The sequence below is a fragment of the Streptomyces sp. NPDC001668 genome (assembly GCF_042893155.1).
Taxonomy (GTDB): Bacteria; Actinomycetota; Actinomycetes; order Streptomycetales; family Streptomycetaceae; genus Streptomyces.
The window spans coordinates 57,570-76,706 of record NZ_JBIAUQ010000014.1 but is presented as its reverse complement, the minus strand read 5'-3'; the positions used below and the strand labels follow the sequence as shown (position 1 = coordinate 76,706).

Annotated in this window: 14 protein-coding genes; 4 read left to right on the top strand and 10 right to left on the bottom strand. The window is 72.2% G+C overall.

The window, feature by feature from the left end; all coding sequences use genetic code 11:
• Positions 1 to 20: 20 nt before the first annotated feature.
• From ACFYZ8_RS33585 to ACFYZ8_RS33555, 7 genes are all read right to left on the bottom strand, one after another.
• The gene (locus tag ACFYZ8_RS33585) at positions 21 to 2,624 is read right to left on the bottom strand and encodes an ATP-binding protein (protein WP_389050357.1); all 2,604 of its coding nucleotides are present in this window, start codon (positions 2,622 to 2,624) and stop codon (positions 21 to 23) included.
• A complete protein-coding gene (locus ACFYZ8_RS33580; protein WP_389050356.1) occupies positions 2,621 to 3,430 on the bottom strand; it encodes a cell division protein FtsK in 810 nt (269 codons plus the stop codon). Before ACFYZ8_RS33580 ends, ACFYZ8_RS33585 begins: the two co-directional genes overlap by 4 nt.
• Positions 3,427 to 3,996, bottom strand: coding sequence for a hypothetical protein (locus ACFYZ8_RS33575; protein WP_389050354.1), 570 nt, complete (start codon positions 3,994 to 3,996; stop codon positions 3,427 to 3,429). The genes ACFYZ8_RS33580 and ACFYZ8_RS33575 overlap by 4 nt, the downstream gene beginning before the upstream one ends.
• A 14-nt stretch (positions 3,997 to 4,010) precedes the next feature.
• Positions 4,011 to 4,235, bottom strand: a complete 225-nt coding sequence (locus tag ACFYZ8_RS33570; RefSeq protein ID WP_389050351.1) for a hypothetical protein — start codon at positions 4,233 to 4,235, stop codon at positions 4,011 to 4,013.
• 77 nt (positions 4,236 to 4,312) lie between these two features.
• A complete protein-coding gene (locus tag ACFYZ8_RS33565) occupies positions 4,313 to 5,266 on the bottom strand; it encodes a conjugal transfer protein (RefSeq protein ID WP_389050350.1) in 954 nt (317 codons plus the stop codon).
• A 329-nt stretch (positions 5,267 to 5,595) separates the two neighbouring features.
• Positions 5,596 to 7,569, bottom strand: coding sequence for a pRL2-11 (locus ACFYZ8_RS33560; RefSeq protein ID WP_389050347.1), 1,974 nt, complete (start codon positions 7,567 to 7,569; stop codon positions 5,596 to 5,598).
• 758 nt (positions 7,570 to 8,327) lie between these two features.
• On the bottom strand, positions 8,328 to 9,674 hold the full coding sequence (locus tag ACFYZ8_RS33555) for a DUF2637 domain-containing protein (RefSeq protein WP_389050346.1): 1,347 nt from the start codon (positions 9,672 to 9,674) through the stop codon (positions 8,328 to 8,330).
• A gap of 424 nt (positions 9,675 to 10,098) precedes the next feature.
• Here ACFYZ8_RS33555 and ACFYZ8_RS33550 point away from each other — a divergent pair, with 424 nt between their 5' ends.
• The 3 genes from ACFYZ8_RS33550 to ACFYZ8_RS33540 all read left to right on the top strand — a co-directional run bounded on the left by ACFYZ8_RS33550 (position 10,099) and on the right by ACFYZ8_RS33540 (position 12,288).
• Positions 10,099 to 10,575 (top strand): GNAT family N-acetyltransferase, encoded by a 477-nt coding sequence (locus ACFYZ8_RS33550; RefSeq protein WP_389050344.1) that lies wholly within the window; start codon positions 10,099 to 10,101, stop codon positions 10,573 to 10,575.
• A 2-nt stretch (positions 10,576 to 10,577) separates the two neighbouring features.
• Positions 10,578 to 11,489, top strand: coding sequence for an alpha/beta fold hydrolase (locus tag ACFYZ8_RS33545; RefSeq protein WP_389050341.1), 912 nt, complete (start codon positions 10,578 to 10,580; stop codon positions 11,487 to 11,489).
• A 103-nt stretch (positions 11,490 to 11,592) separates the two neighbouring features.
• Positions 11,593 to 12,288: a hypothetical protein gene (locus tag ACFYZ8_RS33540; protein ID WP_389050339.1), complete on the top strand. Its 696-nt coding sequence runs from the start codon at positions 11,593 to 11,595 to the stop codon at positions 12,286 to 12,288.
• Between the two features lie 26 nt (positions 12,289 to 12,314).
• On the opposite strand, the gene ACFYZ8_RS33535 is transcribed toward ACFYZ8_RS33540, so the two are convergent.
• Entirely contained in the window at positions 12,315 to 13,301 is a 987-nt protein-coding gene (locus ACFYZ8_RS33535) for a hypothetical protein (RefSeq protein WP_389050337.1), read from the bottom strand.
• A 328-nt stretch (positions 13,302 to 13,629) separates the two neighbouring features.
• Between ACFYZ8_RS33535 and ACFYZ8_RS33530 the strand changes: the two genes are divergently transcribed.
• Complete coding sequence (locus ACFYZ8_RS33530) at positions 13,630 to 14,988, top strand: hypothetical protein (RefSeq protein ID WP_389050336.1); 1,359 nt, start codon at positions 13,630 to 13,632, stop codon at positions 14,986 to 14,988.
• 83 nt (positions 14,989 to 15,071) lie between these two features.
• On the opposite strand, the gene ACFYZ8_RS33525 is transcribed toward ACFYZ8_RS33530, so the two are convergent.
• Together ACFYZ8_RS33525 and ACFYZ8_RS33520 are read right to left on the bottom strand one after the other, a co-directional pair.
• Positions 15,072 to 16,388, bottom strand: coding sequence for a helix-turn-helix domain-containing protein (locus ACFYZ8_RS33525; RefSeq protein WP_389050333.1), 1,317 nt, complete (start codon positions 16,386 to 16,388; stop codon positions 15,072 to 15,074).
• Positions 16,385 to 18,901 (bottom strand): hypothetical protein, encoded by a 2,517-nt coding sequence (locus ACFYZ8_RS33520; protein ID WP_389050331.1) that lies wholly within the window; start codon positions 18,899 to 18,901, stop codon positions 16,385 to 16,387. The genes ACFYZ8_RS33525 and ACFYZ8_RS33520 overlap by 4 nt, the downstream gene beginning before the upstream one ends.
• Positions 18,902 to 19,137 lie beyond the last annotated feature (236 nt).

Sequence of the window (19,137 nt, the reverse complement as noted above, 5' to 3'; positions counted from 1 at the left end):
TTGGCAAGTACACGTGGTATTCACGCGGCCTCCGATCCTGCCTTGATCAAGTCCGGTTGTCCGCCCGGGTCCTGGCCATCGGTTCCCGGTCCGTCCGGATCGTCGTGCTTTGCCTGCTCGGCGGCCTCGTCGGCGGCCTGGTCCTTGGGGTTGGTCGACAGGGCGCGCAGCAGCTCGGCGGAGGGGGCGTCCCACTGCATGGTGGCGACCCGGTCGCGGCGGTCGCGCACGATGCAGTGCCCGTGGCGGATCTCGCCGTGCGCGTTCTTGCCGACACCGTGGATGAGGGCGCGGCTGGCCGCTCCGACCGGCAGGCGCAGCAACTCGGCGAGGGCGTCTTGCTGTTCGCGGGTGGAGAGCTCGAAGCCGAGCACCGTGGTGATGGCCTCCAGCACACCGTCCAGGCCGAGCAGGGAGCGCGGGTCCTGGGTGTCGATCGCCAGTGACGTATCGAGCGCGCGTCCGGTCCGGGCGATGTAGTCCAGGAAGCGGCGGCCGTCGTCCGTCGCGGTCAGGACGTGCACCTCGGGCACGGAGATGACCTTGGGCAGGTCGCGCAGGTCGGTGCGGGCAGCGGTGTTGAGGGAGTACGCGATCAGACCGCGCATCAGCGCGAGGCTGACCCGCTCGGTCATCGTCATGTCGCCCGGCCTGGTGCCGACCTGGGGCATCGTCAGGCCGGGTACCTGCACCAGCCATAGGCCCGGTTCCGGGCGCAGCGGGGAGGCGCCCTCGCGCGGCCGGCCCAGCAGCGGCGCGCCGAGCTGGGTGCGCGAGACTTCCTCCAGCGCGCGGCCGGCCTCGGCGGCGAGCTCGTTGGTGGAGGACTTGAGCAGGTCGACCACGCGCCAGGAGGCGGGGTCGTCCATTTCGGCGACCTCGTTGCAGGCGCGCAGCAGGTGGGTCTCCACGCCCTGCTCCCGCATCCGCTCCGGCAGCATGATCAGCATCTGGGAGACCACCTGGAGAGCGGCGTCCCCGCGCCCCAGGAGGCGGAAGAGGTCGGCGACCGCAGGGGTGTCCAGGCCGCAGGTGACGTGGTGGGCGTCCAGTCCCAGGTACTGTCCGGCCCGGTACAGGCCGACCTCGTCGCCTTTGAAGCCGAGCATGAGCGCGAACGCGCCGCGCATCGCCGCGGTGAGCGTGGCCAGCATCATGCTGGTGGTCTTGCCGCGGCCGGAGCGTCCGACGAACAGGGTGGTCGTCGCGTCCCCGCGGGCGCTGCCGGCGGTGATGTCGAGGCGGCACACGCCAGGGGTGGTGCCGGTCAGCAGTCCGGCGATCGGCCCGGTGTCGTCGCCGGCTTCGCTGCCGCCCCAGAACATGGACGCGGCCAGGGCGTCGGTCTCGCGCACGTGCCCGAGGTCGGGGACGCGCAGCATGTCGCCGATCTGGCATTCCAGCCACAGTTCGCGCTGCTCGTCCTCGGCGGTGATGACGTCGATCGACAGTCCGTCGTAGTGGGCGATGACGGCATCGACACGGGCGCGCAGGTCCTCCAGCGACTCGGTGGAGGTCACGATGAGGCGGGGGTGGTCCTCGAGGAGGGTGAGGCTGTCGCGCGACATGCGCTGGCGCAGGGCCTCCATGGTGAGCTCGGTTTCCTGGGTCTCGACGAAGGTCTCCCCCGCCGAGCCTTCGGCGGCCGAGCGCCGTTGCTCCTTGGCGGCCTGGCGGACCTTGTCGACGGCCTTGATCGCGGCGCCCTTGCGCCACACCGCGAAGCGGACGCTGGCTTCCGGGCACACCAGGGTCTCGTCGCCGGTGTCGGGGTGACTGTAGGTGATCTCGCTGAGGCAGCGCAGCCATTCCTGTTCGCCGGGGGTGTGCAGCTGCTCGGGGAAGGTGGGCATGGCCAGCACCGCTGTCCATGCCACCGTCTGGCCGCGGGCGTCGAGGAGTTCGACGTGGTCGTGGTGGGGGATGGCGCGGGACTGGGTCAGGCGCACCAGGGAGGCGCCGGTGATGGTGGGCAGGTTCGGCGGGGCGGGCTGCGGCCGGTGGGATTCGCGGGAGATCGCCCAGGCGAGCAGTTCGACCGGGGCGAGCGTTGCCCGCCAGGGCGTGGCCTCCAGGCGGCGCTCCAGCCGGCGGGCGACGGCGTCGAGTTGGGTGAGCTCGTCCTTGGCGAGCCCGGTGGTGCGGATGCCGAGCGCGCCGGTGGCGGCGTTCTTGGCGCTGGCGGTGCCGGCCGAGGAGCGTTCGGCGATCTTCACGCCGAGCAGGAGGTGGCGCTGGGGCAGGTCGAGGCCGTCGAGGCGGTAGGCCCACAGGTCGGCGAAGTGTTCGACGTCGCCCGCGGTGAACAGCTCGCGTGCCTCGGCGCGGAAGGCCTCGCCGTCCAGCCGCGACCACACGATCTTCAGGTGGGCGTTGTACCCGGCCAGCGTCTTGGCCAGGGCGAGGGCGGCGGCGTCCTGCTCCAGGTCCTGGGTGGGCTCGGGCATCAGGTCGGTGTTGGCACTGTGCAGCACGAACCAGGCCTCGGCCTGGGTGGAGGTGACGACCAGGCCGTCGGCGAGGGCGACGAGCTGGGGCGGGGGCATGAAGCGTTCGGCGCCCAGGCCCAGCAGGCGGCCGACGCGGGAGACGCTCTTGCGCTTGGCGCGGGTCGCGGTGGTCATCGCAGCTCCTTCGGGGTGGCGCCGCGAGCCCAGGCGTGTGCCTCGGACTCGCTCAGGTACAGGGCCTGCAGGCGGGTGGCGGTGCGGTCGCGGACGGCGTGCAGCCGGCCGGGGATGACGGAGACGGGCGGTACCGGCCAGATCTCGGGGGCGATGCGCGCCCACAGGGTCTGGCCGGCGTAGGCGAGGAGCCGGGTGGGGAAGAGGTCGGCGATCGCGGTGCCGAAGTGACGGCCCAGTCCCTGCGGGCTGCCGGCGGCGATCCGGATGCCGCTGGCGGGTCCGGCGCCCAGCAGCATCTGCAGGGCCTCCACGCCGGGGGCTTCGGCCAGCTGGCTGTCCGGGCGGGTGTCGGACCAGAACTGGCGCAGGGCGAACACGAGGCGTTCGGCGTGCTCGATGACGATCAGCCGCTGCGGTCGGGGGGCGGCGGCGTGGCGCAGTTCGTCGAACAGGCCGATGAGGTGGTCGTGGATGGCTGGGATGCGCCGGAAGTAGGAGACGTTCTCCACTGCGGTGGCCCAGGGGTGGGAGGGGCCGCGCTGGTCGAGGTCGAGGATGTCGACCAGCTGGCCGCGGGCGAGGCTCTGGGCGGCGAGGGTGCGCAGCACGGTGGTGGTGCCGCCTCCCCCGCCGGCGGCGACCAGGACGTGGCCGGCGTCGTCGGGCCAGGTGACGGGGGTGTCCTCGGCGGCGAGTCCGATCAGTACCCCGCCGCCGGTGCGCAGGGCGCGGGCGGTGTGCGCGTCGCCGAGCCGGACGAGGGTGCGCAGGGCGGTGATGGGCATGGTCGTCTGGACGGTCATCGCGATTCCTTGGGTGCGGAGCGGCGGATGCGGCGGGCGCGGCGGCGGGCCTTGGCCACGGCGTCCGGCCCGTACAGCCGCGGGCGGGGGGTGAGGTGCAGCGCCTCGCCGGCCGAGCGGGCGGGGTCGGGGCCCTCGGAGGTGAACAGGGAGGACAGGCCCGGCATCTGGGACAGCTGCGGGGCCCGCTCCCCCAGCCGGCGGCCGCGCAGCCGCATCCCGAGGCGGCCGTGCGGGATGCGGCCGCGGCCGATGACCGGGGCGATGCCGCGCAGCAGGTACTGGGCGCGTACGGCCCAGACCATGAGGTTGGTGCGCCGCCAGTAGATGAGGGAGCGTTTGGCGCCGTAGTAGGTCAGGCCCAGCGGCGGCAGCAGGAAGAGGGGGAACAGCGGCCTGGAGGGCAGGCCGAACAGCAGCAGCCAGGTGCCCCACCAGAGGGGGAAGATCACCGCGCCGTAGCGCAGGGTGGTGCGGGGGATGCCCTCTCCCAGGTCGATGCCGAGCAGCTCGTGCTGGCGCATCTCCAGGTCCCAGTGCCTGCTGAAGGTGTGTGAGGTACGCATGTCTGGGCCGCCTCCTACTGAAAGATCGAGAAGGCTTTGCCGCCGACGAACGTGAGGATGTCGATGGTCTTCTGCGTGTTGAAGATCGACATCGCGGCGACGGCCGCACCGAGTAGATGAGTGATCAGCTTTCCCCACTCGCTGCGCGCCCAGTGGCCGAAGCTGCGGACGGCCAGCACGGCGCCGAAGAGGGTGCCGACGATGGTGATGACCCACGTAGCCAGGCTGTTTCCGCCCATGGCTGGTATCTCCCTTGCTGCTGGTGGTGCTCGTAGCGGTGCGTGCCGCCGCGTCGGGGCGCGGGCCGGGGCGGTGGCTACTGGGCGGTGACGGACCACACCTGCCAGCGGGAGGCGCCGCTGGCGCTGACCCGGGTGAGGGTGATCCGGTAGGTCTGCTGGAGGGTGGCGCCGCCGGTCTTCCAGCCCACGACGGCAAGTCCGGTGCGCTTGTCGTCGGAGCCGTCCTGGACGTTCCAGGAGTCCAGGCCGCCCAGGACGATGCCGTCGCCGAGCGGGGCGATGTCGGCGCCGGGCGCGGCGGTCTGGTCGGCGGTGCCGGCGGCCCATGCGGTCAGGAAGGCCTCGACGGTGGAGCGGGTGGAACTGCTCAGGTCGGCGTCGGTGTCCGGGGCGGCCGGCTCCGTGTAGGTGACGGCCTCGGGCAGGCCGACCAGGGCGGGCTGGCCGGTGACCAGGACGCGGCCGCCGGACTCGGCGACCGGTACTTCCAGGGCGCGCCAGGTCGAGACGGTCTTGGTCTTGGTGCCGCTGCCGGTGGTCGTGGAGATCCTGGCGTCGACGACGACGCGGGCGTGGTGGGGGGATGTCTGGGTGATCTTGCCGGGGATGGTCTGCGCGACCAGCTGGGTGCCCTGCCCGTCCCAGCCGGCCTTCGGGTCGGCACCCTTGGGCAGGTCCCGGGCGAGTTCGCTCTCGCGGGCCTTGGGGTCGTCCTCGGACCAGGTCAGATACGAGCGGGTGAAGCGGGCCGCGACCTGCGCCGCCTCGGCCTCGGGCACGTCGTCGCGGGCGGCCTGCGCCTGCGGGTCGGACGTGGTGGTGCGGGCCGGCGGCTGGGCCGGGGCGATCCAGGTCTTCACGCCGGTGAGCGCGGCCAGTCCGATGACCAGCCAGAGCACGACGCGGCCGGTGCGCCGGGCAACGATGTGACCGGACGGCTCGTCCTCCTCCGCCCAGCCGGCCGCCTGCGTCGGACGGGTCTCGGCACCCGCGTCCTGGGACTCCTCGGGCTCCGGGACATCTGTCACCGCGCCGTCGGCGGGCCTTTTTCGGGCACGCCCGGCAAGGGCTTCGGCGAATTCCTCGCCCCCCGCCCTCTTCTTTTCAGGAAGGTTCAGAAACCTTCGCAGTCGGCTCATTTACTAACTCCTCGGCCGTGTCGCGCTCGAATCCCGCGCCCGGCAGGCACGACGGAACACAGCACCCCGCATGCATGTGCGGGAAGCTCACACCGAAAAGCTAAAGCGGATGCCCTGTGGATAAGTTTTTGCATCCAGGAGCGCTCGCACGCCGGAGGATGCGGACAAAAATGGGGCCCGCACCGGCTGGTGCGGGCCCCATCGGGCTGTCGGTTCGGTTACTCGGCGTCGTCTTGCTCGTCCGGATCGGCTTCAGCGCGCGCCATCGGCCGATTCCGTTCCCACCGCAGGAGGTCGGACGGCAGATAGAACAACTGCTGCCCCTTCTTCTCCACGTGATCGGGGAATTCAGGATCGATGGCGCGGGCTCTGCGCAGGGCCGCGAGGGTGAGGTGCGGCAGGTATTTCTGCTGGGCCTCCCGCAGACTGACGGGCGCCTCGGCCTCCTCGGCCGCAGCCTCACCGGCCGCGCCGTCCGTGGCGTCCTGTACGGATGCCGATTCGGCGCCCTCGGCACGGTCGGGCGCCGCGGCCTTCAGGGCAAGCGGCCCGTGCGGGCCCGCCTCACCGGCCTGTGACGCCCCTTCCGCCATGCCGCCCGATATGCCCTGTATGCCCTGTGACCCTGTGACATCACCCCCCTGTTTTCCCTGGTGGACAGAGGTACCTGTGACCCTGTGACCCTGTGACATCTCCTCCTTGGCGAGCGAGACGGTCGGACCGGACGCGGCCCCGGCCATGGCCCAGGCACGAGCCTCGGCGTCGGTCATGAACATCACCTGCGTCTCGTGCGCAGTGCCGCCGAGCACTACCTGGGCGCGGCCGATGTGCCGGGTCGACTTCGGAGCCGGCTGGACCTCGGGCACGAGCATGCGCCACGCGTTCTGGGTATAGCGGGCGAGAATGCGCGTAGCAAAGTTCTCACGCATTTCCGGACCGCCCAGGGCACGCGCGGTCGCCGACTGCGCCACCAGCAGAACGTGCAGCCGCACCGCGCGGCCCATGAAGAGGATCTCAGCGAGCGCATCGACCGCCGGGGAAATCTTCGGGTCGCCCTTTTCCTTGATTTTCTCCCAGTAGCGGGTGAGCTGTTTCATCGTCGCATTGATCTCCTCCAGGAGGATCACAATGCGCGGCCCAACCTCCGACGGGTCGGCGTCGTCGCTGAGCTGCTCCGCCGCATGAATACGCCGACGTCCCTCGGCGCCGAGCGCAATAAGCGCGTCGTGAATATCGGCGATATCCCGGCAGTAGCGCACGTTTTTCACGCCGCGCGCCCACAGGTGCGAGACGCGTTTGAAGTCGAGAATGTACGCGTGCGCGCCGTGGTGAATCAACTGGGAGGCGATAGTCCGCAAAATGACGGATTTACCGCCGCCGGTGCCGGCCGATACCAGGACGTGCGGCGATTCGGCGTCGAGGTCGACGCTCACGATCTTATGGCCGCGTTCCAGGCCGATCAGCGGGGCGGACTCGGGGACCTTCTGGACGAGCTCGCGCACCTTGGGATCGGAGAAGACCACCTTGCTCGGGGGCCGGTGCACCTTCTTGACCAGCACATACGGCTCGCGGCCGTCGTACTTCCAGGAGAAGCTCACGCCCTGCAGGGCGAGCTTCTTGACGACCATCTCGGAGACCTTCTGCTCGTTGAACTGCAGGTCCACCGGCAGATCGATCCGGATTTCGGCGTCGTCGTCGGAGAAGTTCAGCGGGATGTGCAGGTAGGCGTCCGGGCGGGTTCCCTCGGGCACGCCGAGCGGCTCCTTGAGGGCCAGGTGCAGCGGCTCGACCCACTCGCGCATCAGCTCACGGCGGCCGCGGGTGCGGACCCGGTGCAGCACTCCCCCGGCCAGCAGCAGGCCGCCGGCCGCGGAACCGATCGTCGGCGCGAGGTCCTGGGCCTCGTGCAGCAGGGCCATCGTGCCGTCGGGGTCGTCGTAGTAGCTCCAGCCGCCGGCACCGAGCGCGCCGAGGGTGAGCAGCCGGGTCCCGGCGCGCTGCCAGCCGGCCCGGTAGGAGCCGCGGCGCACGGTGCCTTCGACTCCGTCCAGAACGCGGGTGCCGCGCTTGAAGAAGGTCGCGTCGGTGCGTTGCACGCCGTCCAATTCGCGTCCGGACAGCAGCCGGCCCAGACCCAGGGCAACGGCCTCCACCGTCTCCTCGATCTGCCGGTCCACCTCGCTGCGCGCCATCGCCGAGCTCCTCCACACCACAACGCTCCGCCGCCCGTCCGACGGGCGGGGACGATCTTGTGCGGGCACGCTACGAGCGGCTGCCTGTGGATAAGTCACGGCGCCGCCGGCGCCCGGACTCCCCCGGCGTCACACGCCCCGGCCCCGTGGTCCGTCCCGGGAGCAACGGGTGCAGCAGCAGGGCACGCAACAGGCGGCCCGCGGAGGCGAGGGCCGTTGCGCTGGGCGGGCCACGTTGTGCAACGGGGCGCGGCCCGCTGCTGGACGTTGCGCAGCACACGTGTTGCGTCGTTGCTGCGTTGCTGCGTTGCTGGGTGAGCGCTGCCCGGCTGCATCCGCAACGACCGCGCGACGCAACAGGCGCAACCAGGGCAGCAGGTTCGGCGCGGCGTTGCTCGGCCCCGCGGCAGCGGGCCGTTTGCCCTGGTTGCCGGTGGCAGTACGGGAGAGCACCGTGCCGGCGGCCGGCGGCCCTGTACAACGGCGGGGCCGGGAGGCGGGAGCGGCGACGCGGGTGATCGGCGAAGGGCGCCGGGCGGTGCGGGCGCTGTGGTGGACGCCGTCCGGTTGCGTGGGCGCGTTGCCTCGGGGATGCAACGGCTGCGTCGAGCGGGCGGGGTCCGGTGGTAGTCCGCGCCGGGCGTTGCGCAGCAACGGGTTGGCGCGTTTCACCCCGGCGCCCGGGGTGGGAGCGTTACGGTGCTGGCAGCCGGGGCGGGGCGTTCCCCCGTCGCCCCGTTCCCGGCGCTACCCGTTGTCTACGCTGCAGTCTGCTGCAACGGGTCGGTTTCCGTCTCCCGCTGGGCGTCGGCGTGCGGTTGCTTGCTGTTTCTCTCGGCGGCCTCGGCGACGCGGAAGGCCTGGCCGCGGTTGACCTTCTTTCCGTGGAGCTTGAGCCACTCGACGAGCTGGGCGTGGTCGAAGGTGTTGAGCACGGTGATGGCGTGGCGGATCGCGTCCGCGGGCCGCATCCCGGCGACGATCTTGGCCTGGTCCTCGTCGCGCTCGAACGGGGGGCTCGTCGCCTGCTCGCCGCCACTGCCGCTGCCGGCGTGGGCGGCGGTGTCCTCGCCGGGCTCGTCCTGCTCCACGTCGGGTCCGTCTCGCCCCTCGTCTATCTCGGCCTTGCCGGCCTGGGGCTCGCCGGTCGGCGTCGGCTGCTCGACGACCTGCTGCTGGTGCCGCGCCGGCTCCTGGCCCGAGGCGGCCTCCCGGTCCGTGTCGCAGTCCGCGCCGGGGCGCGTCTGGTCGTCCGAGTCGGCCGACGGCGGCCGAACGGCGGGGGATGGCGGCTGCGGCGCGGCGTCCGCCCCCTGCGATGGCTCGGGCGCGGTCGGGTCACCGGTGGGTTCCAGAGCGCGGTGTCCCGTCGACGTGGCGGGCGCGGCGAGGAGGGTTGCCGGGTCCAGGCCGAGGAGCAGGGCCGTCTCAGGCGTGAGGGAGTCTCGGATCGGTATGCCATAGCGGGCCATCTTCAGGGGCATGCGCGCTTCGACGGGAGCCTTCGAGCGCCACTTCCAGCCGAACCGCGAACGCAGCCGGGCCCGGTAGAGCATCCTCTCCTGCTCCAGCGTGATGGTCGTGGCGTAGGAGGTCAGCTCCCACAGCTTCATCCGCCGCCACAGCAGCAGCGTGCTGCGCGGGGCGAGGAACCAGCGGGCGAGGCGGACGCTGTCCATGGGCCGGTGTTCGGACAGCCCGGCGAGCCGGCTGATGGCGCGGCGGGCGGCCTCGACGGCGGCGAGGAAGCTGAGCGGCATGGTGGCGTGCATCGCCATGGCGACCGGATCCCCGATCGCCGCGGCGGCGTTGAAGGCCACCGTGGCACCGGAGAGGAACCAGGCCGCGTAGCGCAGCAGGAGCAGCTGCATGCCCAGCCAGTCCAGCAGCAGGTCCAGGGCGAGCAGCATGACGATCGCGGCGTCGACGCCGATGGGGAACCAGGCGGCGAACTCGCCGAAGCCCTTGGCCCGCGCCAGGTCGCTGACGGCCGCGTACGAACCGACGAAGCCGATGGCGGCGACGACGGCCACGCCGAGGACGACGATCGCGATGAGGACGCGGTGCCATCGCGTCAGCTGGATGCGGCTGGTGCTGGCCGGCACGCCGGACTCCTTCCATGAGTGGAGTCTGGGAGTCTTCGACAGCCGGCCTGTGGACAGATCACGCTCCCGGGCCGCCTGGCCCGGCGCCTTGAAGCGCGCCCTGCTTGCCCATGACGTTGCGGGCAGTGGTGCGTGACAGGCCGGTCAGCCGGGCGGCTTCCGCCTCCGCGATCCCGCCGTGGGCCGAGCGGGCCAGGAGCCCGTCCCGGCCGCGGGCGTTGTACCCGTACGCCGCCAGGTCTCGGCGAACCCCGGGTAGTTGCCCGTGGCCAGCTCCTGCAGCACCGGCAGCGGGCGGCCTCGGGGCCGTGGCCGAGGGCGGGCGGCTCGGTGGTCTGTCCACAGGGCGGCGCTGGCAGCGTCGGTGGTCTCCCCCGCCTCGCCCGTCCCGGCAATCTGCCGGAAGGAATCGAAGGGATCACGCGTGCCCCCGCCCCAGATTCAGCAGACCACGCCCCTCGCCGTGACCCGCGCCGCCCACTACACCGACCTGCCGGCGGTCAACGCCCTGCACGCCCGCTGCTCGCTCGCCAGCACCTACGCCCGTTACCGGTGCGCCCGGCGCTCCCTGACCCGACGCGAATGGACGCGGCTGGTCCACCCCGCCGCCGGCCGGACCTGGGTGACCAGTCCCACCGGGCAGCCGGAGACGGTCATCGCTGTGACCCACCTGCTGCGCACCAGCATGCCGGGAGTGTGCGAGCTCGCACTCCTCGTCGAGGACGCCTGGCAGGGGCAGGGCCTTGGCACCCGGCTCGCCGCCGAGGCCCTCGCCGCGGCGGAGGCCGACGCCTCCTGCCGACGCGTCGAACTGCTGGCCGGTGCCGGGTGTGACCAGCTGCTGCGCCAGCTGCGAACGGACGACACCGCCACCCTCGAGATCGCGCTGATGGAGAACTGATCGTGTCTTCCACCACTGAGCCCGCCCGCCGGGAGCGCAGCGCCCGGTCGTTCACCGAAGTGCAGCGTCCGGACGGCGCCCGCCTCGCCGTTTACACCGAAGGGCCCGCGTCCCCCGACCTCGTGGTCGTCTTCAGCCACGGCTGGCAGGCCACGGCGTCCGTGTGGGACCAGGTGGTGCGGCACCTGCCGCACGACCGGGCCCGGATCGTGCGCTACGACCAGCGCGGCCACGGCGCCTCCACGCCCGGCCGGGCCCGGCCCTCGATCGCGCTGCTGGGCGATGACCTCAAGGCGGTCATCGACGCCACCGTGCCCGCCCGCACCCCGGTCGTGCTCGTCGGGCACTCCATGGGCGGGATGGCCGTGACGGCTCTGGTCGCGCAGTACCCGCATCTGATCGGTTCCACGGTCTGCGCCGTCGTTCTGGCGGCCACGACCAGCGGCGGCCTGGACACCAGCGCGGCCGGCCACCCGTGGTCGCGGCGGCTGGTGGGGATCTCCCGCCACGCCATGGCCGCCGTCTGCATCCGCGCGCCACGGCCGGCCTGGCATGTGCGGCAGATGGTCAGGCCCCGCCCGTATCCGCAGCCCCCGATCGACCTCGCCGCGCGCTGGTTCCGTGCCCTGATGCAGCACGATGTGACCGGCCGACTGGAGGCGTTGGGCCGGATCCCCGTACACATCGTGGTCGGGGAGAAGGATCAGTTGATCCCGGCCGAGCATGCGCTGCGGCTGGCCGATGAGATTGCCACCGCGCGCGTGCGCGTCGTGCCCGGCGGCAGCCATCGGCTGCCGACCCAGCATCCCGAGGCCCTGCTCGCGGTGCTGGAACAGGCGTGCCAGCAGGCCCGATCCGCCGTCCGGCCGCGGCGCAGCCGCTGGCGCAGGCCCCACATTGCCGCAACCACGTAGCCGCGGGCGCCGGCCTCACCTGCCCGATCGTGCACCTGTATCCCGTTCTGCGACAGGGCGTTGACCGCTTCGAGGGGGCGGGGGCGGTGGATAGGGTGACCCGGTGACTGTGGCTTTTCAGATAGCGGCCTGCGCCACGTGCCATGCCATCGCGGACGGTTGGTGGACGCACGGCATCGCCGACGACCGTGCGGGCCTCAGGGCGGACGAACTGGCCTTCTACGAGCACCTCGCGTCCGCCCACCCGACCGTCACGCTGCACGGCCGAAGCGAGTGCCGCGACTGCCGCTCAGCGGTGGCGATGGCCCAGTTCGCCATGGCCGATACGGCCATGTACCTCAAGGACGGCACCCCGGTGGACCCGGCCCGTCTGCACTTCATCCACCACCTGCTGGAGCAGACCGCCGACCTGGACCAGGCCAAGGTGACCAGCGTCCACTCCTTCACGGCGTACCTCTACCATCACGCCTCCGGCGCCCCGGCCGGTCACGTGTGCTCCCCCGACCGCGGGCACCGCTACGACGTCACGGTCGAACTCGTTGCACCGGCACGCCTGATGAGCGACGAGCAGACCACCACACTGAAGACCGTGGTCGCCGAGCTGGACCGCGATCTGCAGTACCGGGAGGTGGAGCGGCTCGACGCCGACAGGGCCCTGGCCACCCTGGATGATCTCGCCCGGTGGGTCCACGCCGCCGTCACGGCCCGGCTCGCCGACGGCCTCGGCAGGCGCCTGCGCGTCAGAGTGCAGGCGCCCGACGTCTCTGCCGGCCCGGCGGTCTTCCCGCCCCCGCAGTAAGGCCCCGCGGCCACGGGCGCCGGCGGCTAATGGACGCGGGTGGGCTCGGCGTACCAGAAGTAGGTGTCCTCGGCGAAGTAGGCGGCGGGCTTTCGGTCGACCAGGCGGGCCTGCTCCCAGGCGTCGATCCGGTCGCCGCGTTCCTGGGCCGAGCGGATGCGTGCCTCCTTGAGGTGGCTGGCCAGGACCCGGTAGGCGCCTTCGCACCAGCGGTCCCACTCCTGCTCGCCGGCCCCCTCCAGCCGTGCGATGTCGGTCAGGCGCAGCCGCCCGCCGAGGCTCGGATCGCCCAGTGGCCGTACGGCACGAAGCTGCCGGCGACGTCCGGCCGCCTCCGGCTCGGGGCGCAGCCACGCCATCGGTGCCGTCAGGGGCAGCGCGGCCATGCGCTCGCCCGTGCCACGGCGGAACGTGCTCTCGTACAGGGCGAGGGCGAGCGCCACCAGGATCATGTGGGCTTCACGGTCCGGGGTGTCGTTGTCGAAGACCTGCTCGTACAGGCGTCCGTGCTGGAGCAGCGCCCAGGCCGTCAGGGCGCGCGCCCAGGACAGGGCGATCACGAAGGCAGGGCCGTTCTCCTCGGCCGCGAAGCCGAAGCCGCTCTCCCACTGCACGCGCGGGTCCGCGTCGTCCGCCTCGTCGAGGTCGCGGAACGCCGCGAGCGTGCGGTCCTCATCCAGCACCGGAGTGATGTCCAGCCACGGTGCGCCGCCGCCGAGCGGTGCGGGAACCTCCAGCGTTTGCTCTGCAAGAGGTCGGGCGGACAGCAGGCGGACCTTCAAGGCGGTGATCCGCGGCTCGGCGAACGCCCGGTTGTCCTGCGGGCACACCACGACAGCCGTGTCGTCCCCGGCCTGGAGGGTGAGCCCTGTGCTCGTCCCGCACTGCGGGCAGGCGAGCGTGCGGGTGAAGTCCTCGAAGGTGAGGCGGTCACTGTCCCTGACCTGGATCTCGCCGGGCACGGTCAGCCGTACGAGCCCGTGGAACTCGTACTCGGGTTGTGCCTGCGTCACTGCGCAATCCTCCTTGCGGGAAGCGGCGCGCGCAGGCGGCGTCCCCCTTGGAACGGTTCGGGCTCAGGGGCCGGCGGCCCCGAACGATGGTGGGTCGGCCAGATCGCCGGGCGGCCCCTGGCACAACGCCCCACGATAGTGAGGCCGTTCGCCTCGTACGCGCGGGCCGGGCCTGTGACCGCTCCGCCGCAACCACCTGGACCGGGCGGTCGGGACAGCCTCGCGTGGGCTCTGGCTGTGCCGGGCTGAGATCGTGTGACAGCCGGCTGGGCTCCCCGGTGGCGCCGGCGGGCCCCCGATGGAGCTTGGTGACGGACAAGGAGAGTTGATGCTCGACCTGGAAGAGCGGGTCTCGCGGGTGTTCAACCCGGACGTGCGGCCGCTGGTGCGGGAGGCGCACCGCTGCTACGCCTCCGGTGCCGCCCGCGCGGCGATCGTGCTGACCTGGACGGCGGTGTGCGCGGATCTGATCCACAAGGCGGAGATCCTCAAGGAGGACGGGGAGAGCGACGCCCGCGGCCTGGTCGAGGACGTCGAGCGGGCCCAGCAGCCGGGTCAGGCCGACGCGGTGAACATCATGCTCGGCATCGAGCGCAGCATCCTGGAGATCGCCGAGAAACTCGAGTTGATCGACCGCACGCAGAAAATGCAGTTGGAGCGGCTGCGCGAGGACCGGCATCTTTGCGCCCACCCCTCGCTGCGCCCGCTCGGTGAGCTGTTCGAGCCGACAGCCGAGTACGCCCGGGCTCACCTCGCGGTGGCGCTGGAGGCGGTGCTCGTCCACCCGCCCAGCCAGGGCCGCAAGATCCTGGCGAGTTTCATGGTCCAGGTCGCCGACCCGGCGTTCACCTTCGATCCGCAGTACCTCAGCTACGCCTTCTTCGACCGTGTCCGCCCCTCGGCCCGCGCCAAGGTGGTCGAGTTCGCCGCGAAGTTCGCACTGCTGCAGATCGACGATCCGCAGGTGACGATCCCGGCCGGGATGCTCGCCGACCGGATGGCCCTGTGCCTGCGGCACTTCGCCGGGCGCGATGCCGCCCTCGCCACGGACTGTCTGGCCCGGCACGCCGACCGCCTGGTAAAGGCCGACCCGGCCGTCCAGCTCGCCGCTCTGGCCCGGCTCGGCGACCTGCCGGCGTTCTGGGCCTGCCTGCCCGAGGCTCTGATCACACAGTTCAACGCCCGGATCGAGGGCATCGGCCAGGCCGAACGCACCGGCGCGCTGCCGGCGGAGGAGGCAACTGTGCTGGCCCTGGTGGCGAACGCGGAGGTCCGCACAAGCCTGCCCGCCTTGGAAGGGGCGTTCGCCGCACTGCATGTCAGCGACCGCTGCCAGGTCATCGCACAACGCCCCGACGCCTACTTCGCCGCCCATCTGCCGGGCGTGCTGGAGGAGGTGGGCAGCTTCGACCACGGCCAGTTCGTCGCCCGGACCGCGGTGCTGCCGTGCGCGGGCGTGCTGAGCATGGGCGACCTGCGGGCCGTGCTGCGCGCGTGGTGGGACAACGACCAGTGCTGGGGGCGGGCGATGCCCGGCTACCTTGTCGAGCTGTACACCGCCACCGCGCACCTGGGCGAGCAGCGCGACGCGGTGTGGCGGGAGTTCCTGGAGGAACTGCGGGAGTTCAAGGCGCTCTTCAACGAAATCGCCGCCGGCACCGGCCTGATGGACGTGCAGGCCGACTGAACCGTCACCGGCCCGTCCAGGGGCAGCGGGCCCGGCGTGTCCGCCCTGCGGGGCGCAGGAGGACTGATCGTCACGGTGCCTCATCACGCCGCCTGGCCGGGTCTGGGCGTGTAGGGGAAGGTCGGGCGACGGGTGTCGGACAGGTCCCAGCCGTGCCATCTCTCGTCGTGCACCTCGCCGGTCGCCGGGTCGACGACCCCGTCGGGTACCAGGACGAGGCCTCGCCGCTGGCCTTGACGCAGCTGCCGCTCCTCCAGCCACCGGCGGTAGCAGACGCGTTCCACCTGGTGCCGGGCACGGCGGCACCGGCCGCGACCGCTGGTTCCTCGCCGGTGGGCGCTGTCGTCAAGGAGGTCCTCGTCGGGGTGCAGGCGTGCGGGCCCGGCGAGCGCGGAGGCGAGGTAGTAGTAGCCGTCGAGTTCGGCGACCAGGCCGTCGGCGACGAGGTGGCGCAGCCGGCGCTGGATGGTGCTGCGGTGCAGGCCGGTCGCCTCTCGCAGGGCTCTCACGTCGAGGCCGTCGAGCGGGTCGAGGCAGGCCAGGATCCGCGCGCCGGACAGGCCGTGTCCGTGGTGGTGGAAGGCGTCGTGGTGCATCAGCGAGCCGACCGCCCGCGTGTCCGTGTGCACGGTTGGGACAGTTCCTGCCCCCCGGTACCCCGCGGTTGGCGACCGTCCTACTCGCGCACCACCTGTCTCTGCGGTCACACACGGGCGCAGACGGTCGGGGATCTTCAGCCGCCACACCGAGCCGTGGAGTTTGCCCGAGCCGCTCTTGACCAGCACCAGCCAGTCCCCGTCGACGAGGCGGCGGTTGCTCGCCTCCACCGTGGCCCGCGCGCAGCCCATCGCCTCGGCCAACTGCCGCACCGACGCCGTGTGCTCCACACCACCGGACCGCTCGCACAGCGTGAGCCGGGCGATCAGGTTCTTCAGGTCGCTGCCCGCACCACCGGCCGCCGACCACGGCTGGTCCTCAACGACCTGGCGCACGGCCTCGATCGCCTCCAGTGCGTCCTGCCGGCACGTGATCACCGGGGCCTCGGCAACCAGCCGGCGCGCCTTGTCGAGCATCGCGCCGAGTTTCGCCTCGGCGTAGTCGGTGCCCTTGCGCTCGCGCAGCTGCCGCGCCCACGCCCCGCCGGCCGTCGGCGTGTACAGCAGGGCCTCGAAGAAGTCCGCCGGCGTCCAGGCCCGGCCCGGCTGCGAGCAACCCACCGCCAGCGCCATGGTGAGGCGGTAGCCGCCATCGGAGTCGGTGGCGCCGCCGTAGCGGCCGGTGACGTCCCCCTCCAGCAGCAGCCGGCGCATCCGGGCCGACAACCCACGCCGCTCCCACACCGGCACCGCGCGCCGGCCACCGCGCACGGGCGGCCGAACCTGTACAACCTGGCCCGTCATGCGTGCACCAACTCCCGCACCGCACGCTCGGCGTCCTCCGGCAGGGCCTTCGCCGCGAGGTCGGGCAGCACCCGGTCCCAGTCGGTCACCTCGACCGGCGCCGCCTTGCCGAGGGAACACACCGCCCGCAACTCGGCCAACAGCTCGCCCAGCCACCGCTCGGCAACCCGGCGCCGGGCCGCCTCCCCCGCCGCCCGCACGGCATCGCGGGCCTCGACCGTGTGCGCCTCGCGCTGCTTGCGGCGCACGGCCGCGGCCGCCATCCGGGCGGCCTGCTCGGCCTCCTCGTGCTGCCCGAGCCGCACGAGCGCCGCCTGCCGGCGCCGGTCCCGCAGCTCCTCGATCAGCCGACGGCCTGCGAACGCCACGGCCGCCTCATCGTGGCCCTGCTCGCGCAACCGGCCGAGCCGCTCAGCCAGCACCGTCCGGGTCACCCGCTCGCAGTCCTGCCACAACGCCCTGGTGCCAGGCGCATCGTCCGCATCGAACCGCAGCGCCAGCGCGTACCGGACGGCATCCTGCAAGGCCGCCTCCATCCCGCGCCGCTCAGTGCACCCCAGGCACAACCCGGCAGCCTCCGGCAGCCCGCAGTCCGCACACGGCGCCGCCGCCCGCGCCCGCTCCGCCTCGGCGAAAGCGCGCCGCTTCAACCCGTACGACGCATCCCGCACCACCTGCTCGGCCACCGCCCGCGCCCGCGCCGCGGCCTTGCGAACCAGCTCCTCACGCACGGCTTCCTGCAGCCGCCGCTCGACCTCCCGGCCCACCTCCCGCTCAGCCAGCACCAGCCGCCCCGACAGCCGCTCCTCCAGGACCTGGCTCGCCACCCGCTGCCGCAGCCCCCGCCGGTCCCCCACCAGCACCTGACAGCTCTCACACGCCCCCCGCGTGTCCATCCTCAGGCCCTCGTCACACACCTGCGACCAGCACCCAGGCCGCTGCGGCAACCCACGCTTCAGCAGCCAGCCCACCAGATCCCCCACCGGCGGCCGCTGCGCATCCAGCCGCCGCTCCAGCCTCTCGGCCAGCACCCGCTGCGCCAGCTCAGGACCCACCAGCCCCCGCAGCCGGCCGACCTCACCCCGCACCAGGCCCGCCAGCCACCGCCGGGTACTCGCCCGGCCCAGCTGAGACCACAACCCCGCCACCGGCGCCAGCGCCTCACTCAGCTCTTCCGGGACCGACGCAGCAGGGCCGAACACCCGCCGCTTGCTGCCGAATTCGCCTCCACCCGACCTGAGCCGACCAGGCTTCTCCCCGCGCAGCGGGCTACCCCCAGCCCCACCCGGGACAGGCGACGACGCACCAGGCGCGTCCTCACGCGCACGCACGCGCTCCCGCCGACTACCTCCGCCCCCGACGGCAGAGCCGGAAAACCCCCCATCACCCGCACTCTCTTCTTCAACCTCAGCCACCCCAGCGTGGACCGCGTGTAGGCACGCGGCATCGGGGCGCCCCGCAACCTCGCTCCCAGCACCCTCGACAACGTCCGAGACAGGGCGCTGACCTGGGGCATTGCCTTGCTGACCGGAGTCAAGATCTCCGGGTGCAGCAGCGGGGCGCTCCTTAAAGAGGTCCTCGAACGACTCCTGCCACCACCCCTCCCCCGCCAGAGGCGACGCCTCATCCGCCGACTCCACGGCCGCGCACGCCGGACAAGCAGACGATGCGGCAGCGACGGCCGGCTCCGGCATCCCCTGGACGGGCGCAAGACCGGCACCCGGCACGGCACCACCATCGGCGGACGCGTCGGCGACCGCCGGCACCAGCAGCAGCTGCTTGCCCCGCATCCCCGACCCCGTACGGCGCGACGGGGTCTGCACGACCTTCCACCGCCGCAGCCGCGCCAAGACCTTGCTCCCGCCCGACACCGAACAGCCCAGCAGCTTCGCCACCGTCGCCGCACACCGGCCACGCCCGCCCTTGACCGTCCCACCCACCAGCGGAACCGTTCCGTCCTCACGCGCGTGCAGCACCAGCAGCAGCAACGCCAGCCGATCGGTGGCCGCACCCCGGCCATCACGCTCCGCGAGCAACCCCGCCGGCGTCTCGACGCCCGCCCAGCCCGGCGCGAACAGCGCCTCCAACAGCCCCAGAAGGACGGCGAACTCCTTCTTCGTCAGCGCGAGCGCAGCCCCGTACTCGCCCCGCACCTCCCACACCGGCTCGACTCGGCACAAAACCCCCTCGACCCGGCCGCTCGGCGCCGTGACGACCTCCGTCGTCACCGCCTTCGCCGCCACCAGGGCAGGGAACACATCATGATCAACACTCGACTCCGTGACCCCCAGCCACCGGCCGAGCTCCCGAGCCGTCGTCTGGACCCGACCAGAGCGATGGTTGGTCTTCCCCATCAGCACCACCGCGGCCAGAAGCTGCGTGTGCGTACAGCCCGCCAACCGCGGATCAGCGATGAGCGCCCGGACCGCCGCAGAAAGCCGCGTCCGCATCACCCGCCCGAGGCGCAGCGGGCGACTGCGCGGGCCCTGGGTGATGGACCTCGACTCGTCCACGCCGGAATGCGAGGAGCGACGCGAGGCTGACCGAGGCGGATGAGCCACCGATGGTGGAGATTGAGTCGTATTGGGCTGTTCTCCCCCGCCTGTTTCAGGCATGACTGAGCCAGCCCTCGTACGGGTAGCTATGATCTGCTCCTGTCGAGGAGGTATTGGACGTCCGTCATCGCCACCCGGCCCGCTAGGGCGTAGCAGGACAGCCGGGCAAGCGACGTGATTCAGCTAGGGATGTC

Bases quoted from the DNA above. Each gene is read 5' to 3' on its own strand.
- ACFYZ8_RS33575 (WP_389050354.1), bottom strand. From the start codon at position 3,996: ATGCGTACCTCACACACCTTCAGCAGGCACTGGGACCTGGAGATGCGC.
- ACFYZ8_RS33580 (WP_389050356.1), bottom strand. From the start codon at position 3,430: ATGACCGTCCAGACGACCATGCCCATCACCGCCCTGCGCACCCTCGTC.
- ACFYZ8_RS33585 (WP_389050357.1), bottom strand. From the start codon at position 2,624: ATGACCACCGCGACCCGCGCCAAGCGCAAGAGCGTCTCCCGCGTCGGC.
- ACFYZ8_RS33525 (WP_389050333.1), bottom strand. From the start codon at position 16,388: ATGACGGGCCAGGTTGTACAGGTTCGGCCGCCCGTGCGCGGTGGCCGG.
- ACFYZ8_RS33530 (WP_389050336.1), top strand. From the start codon at position 13,630: ATGCTCGACCTGGAAGAGCGGGTCTCGCGGGTGTTCAACCCGGACGTG.
- ACFYZ8_RS33560 (WP_389050347.1), bottom strand. From the start codon at position 7,569: ATGGCGCGCAGCGAGGTGGACCGGCAGATCGAGGAGACGGTGGAGGCC.
- ACFYZ8_RS33570 (WP_389050351.1), bottom strand. From the start codon at position 4,235: ATGGGCGGAAACAGCCTGGCTACGTGGGTCATCACCATCGTCGGCACC.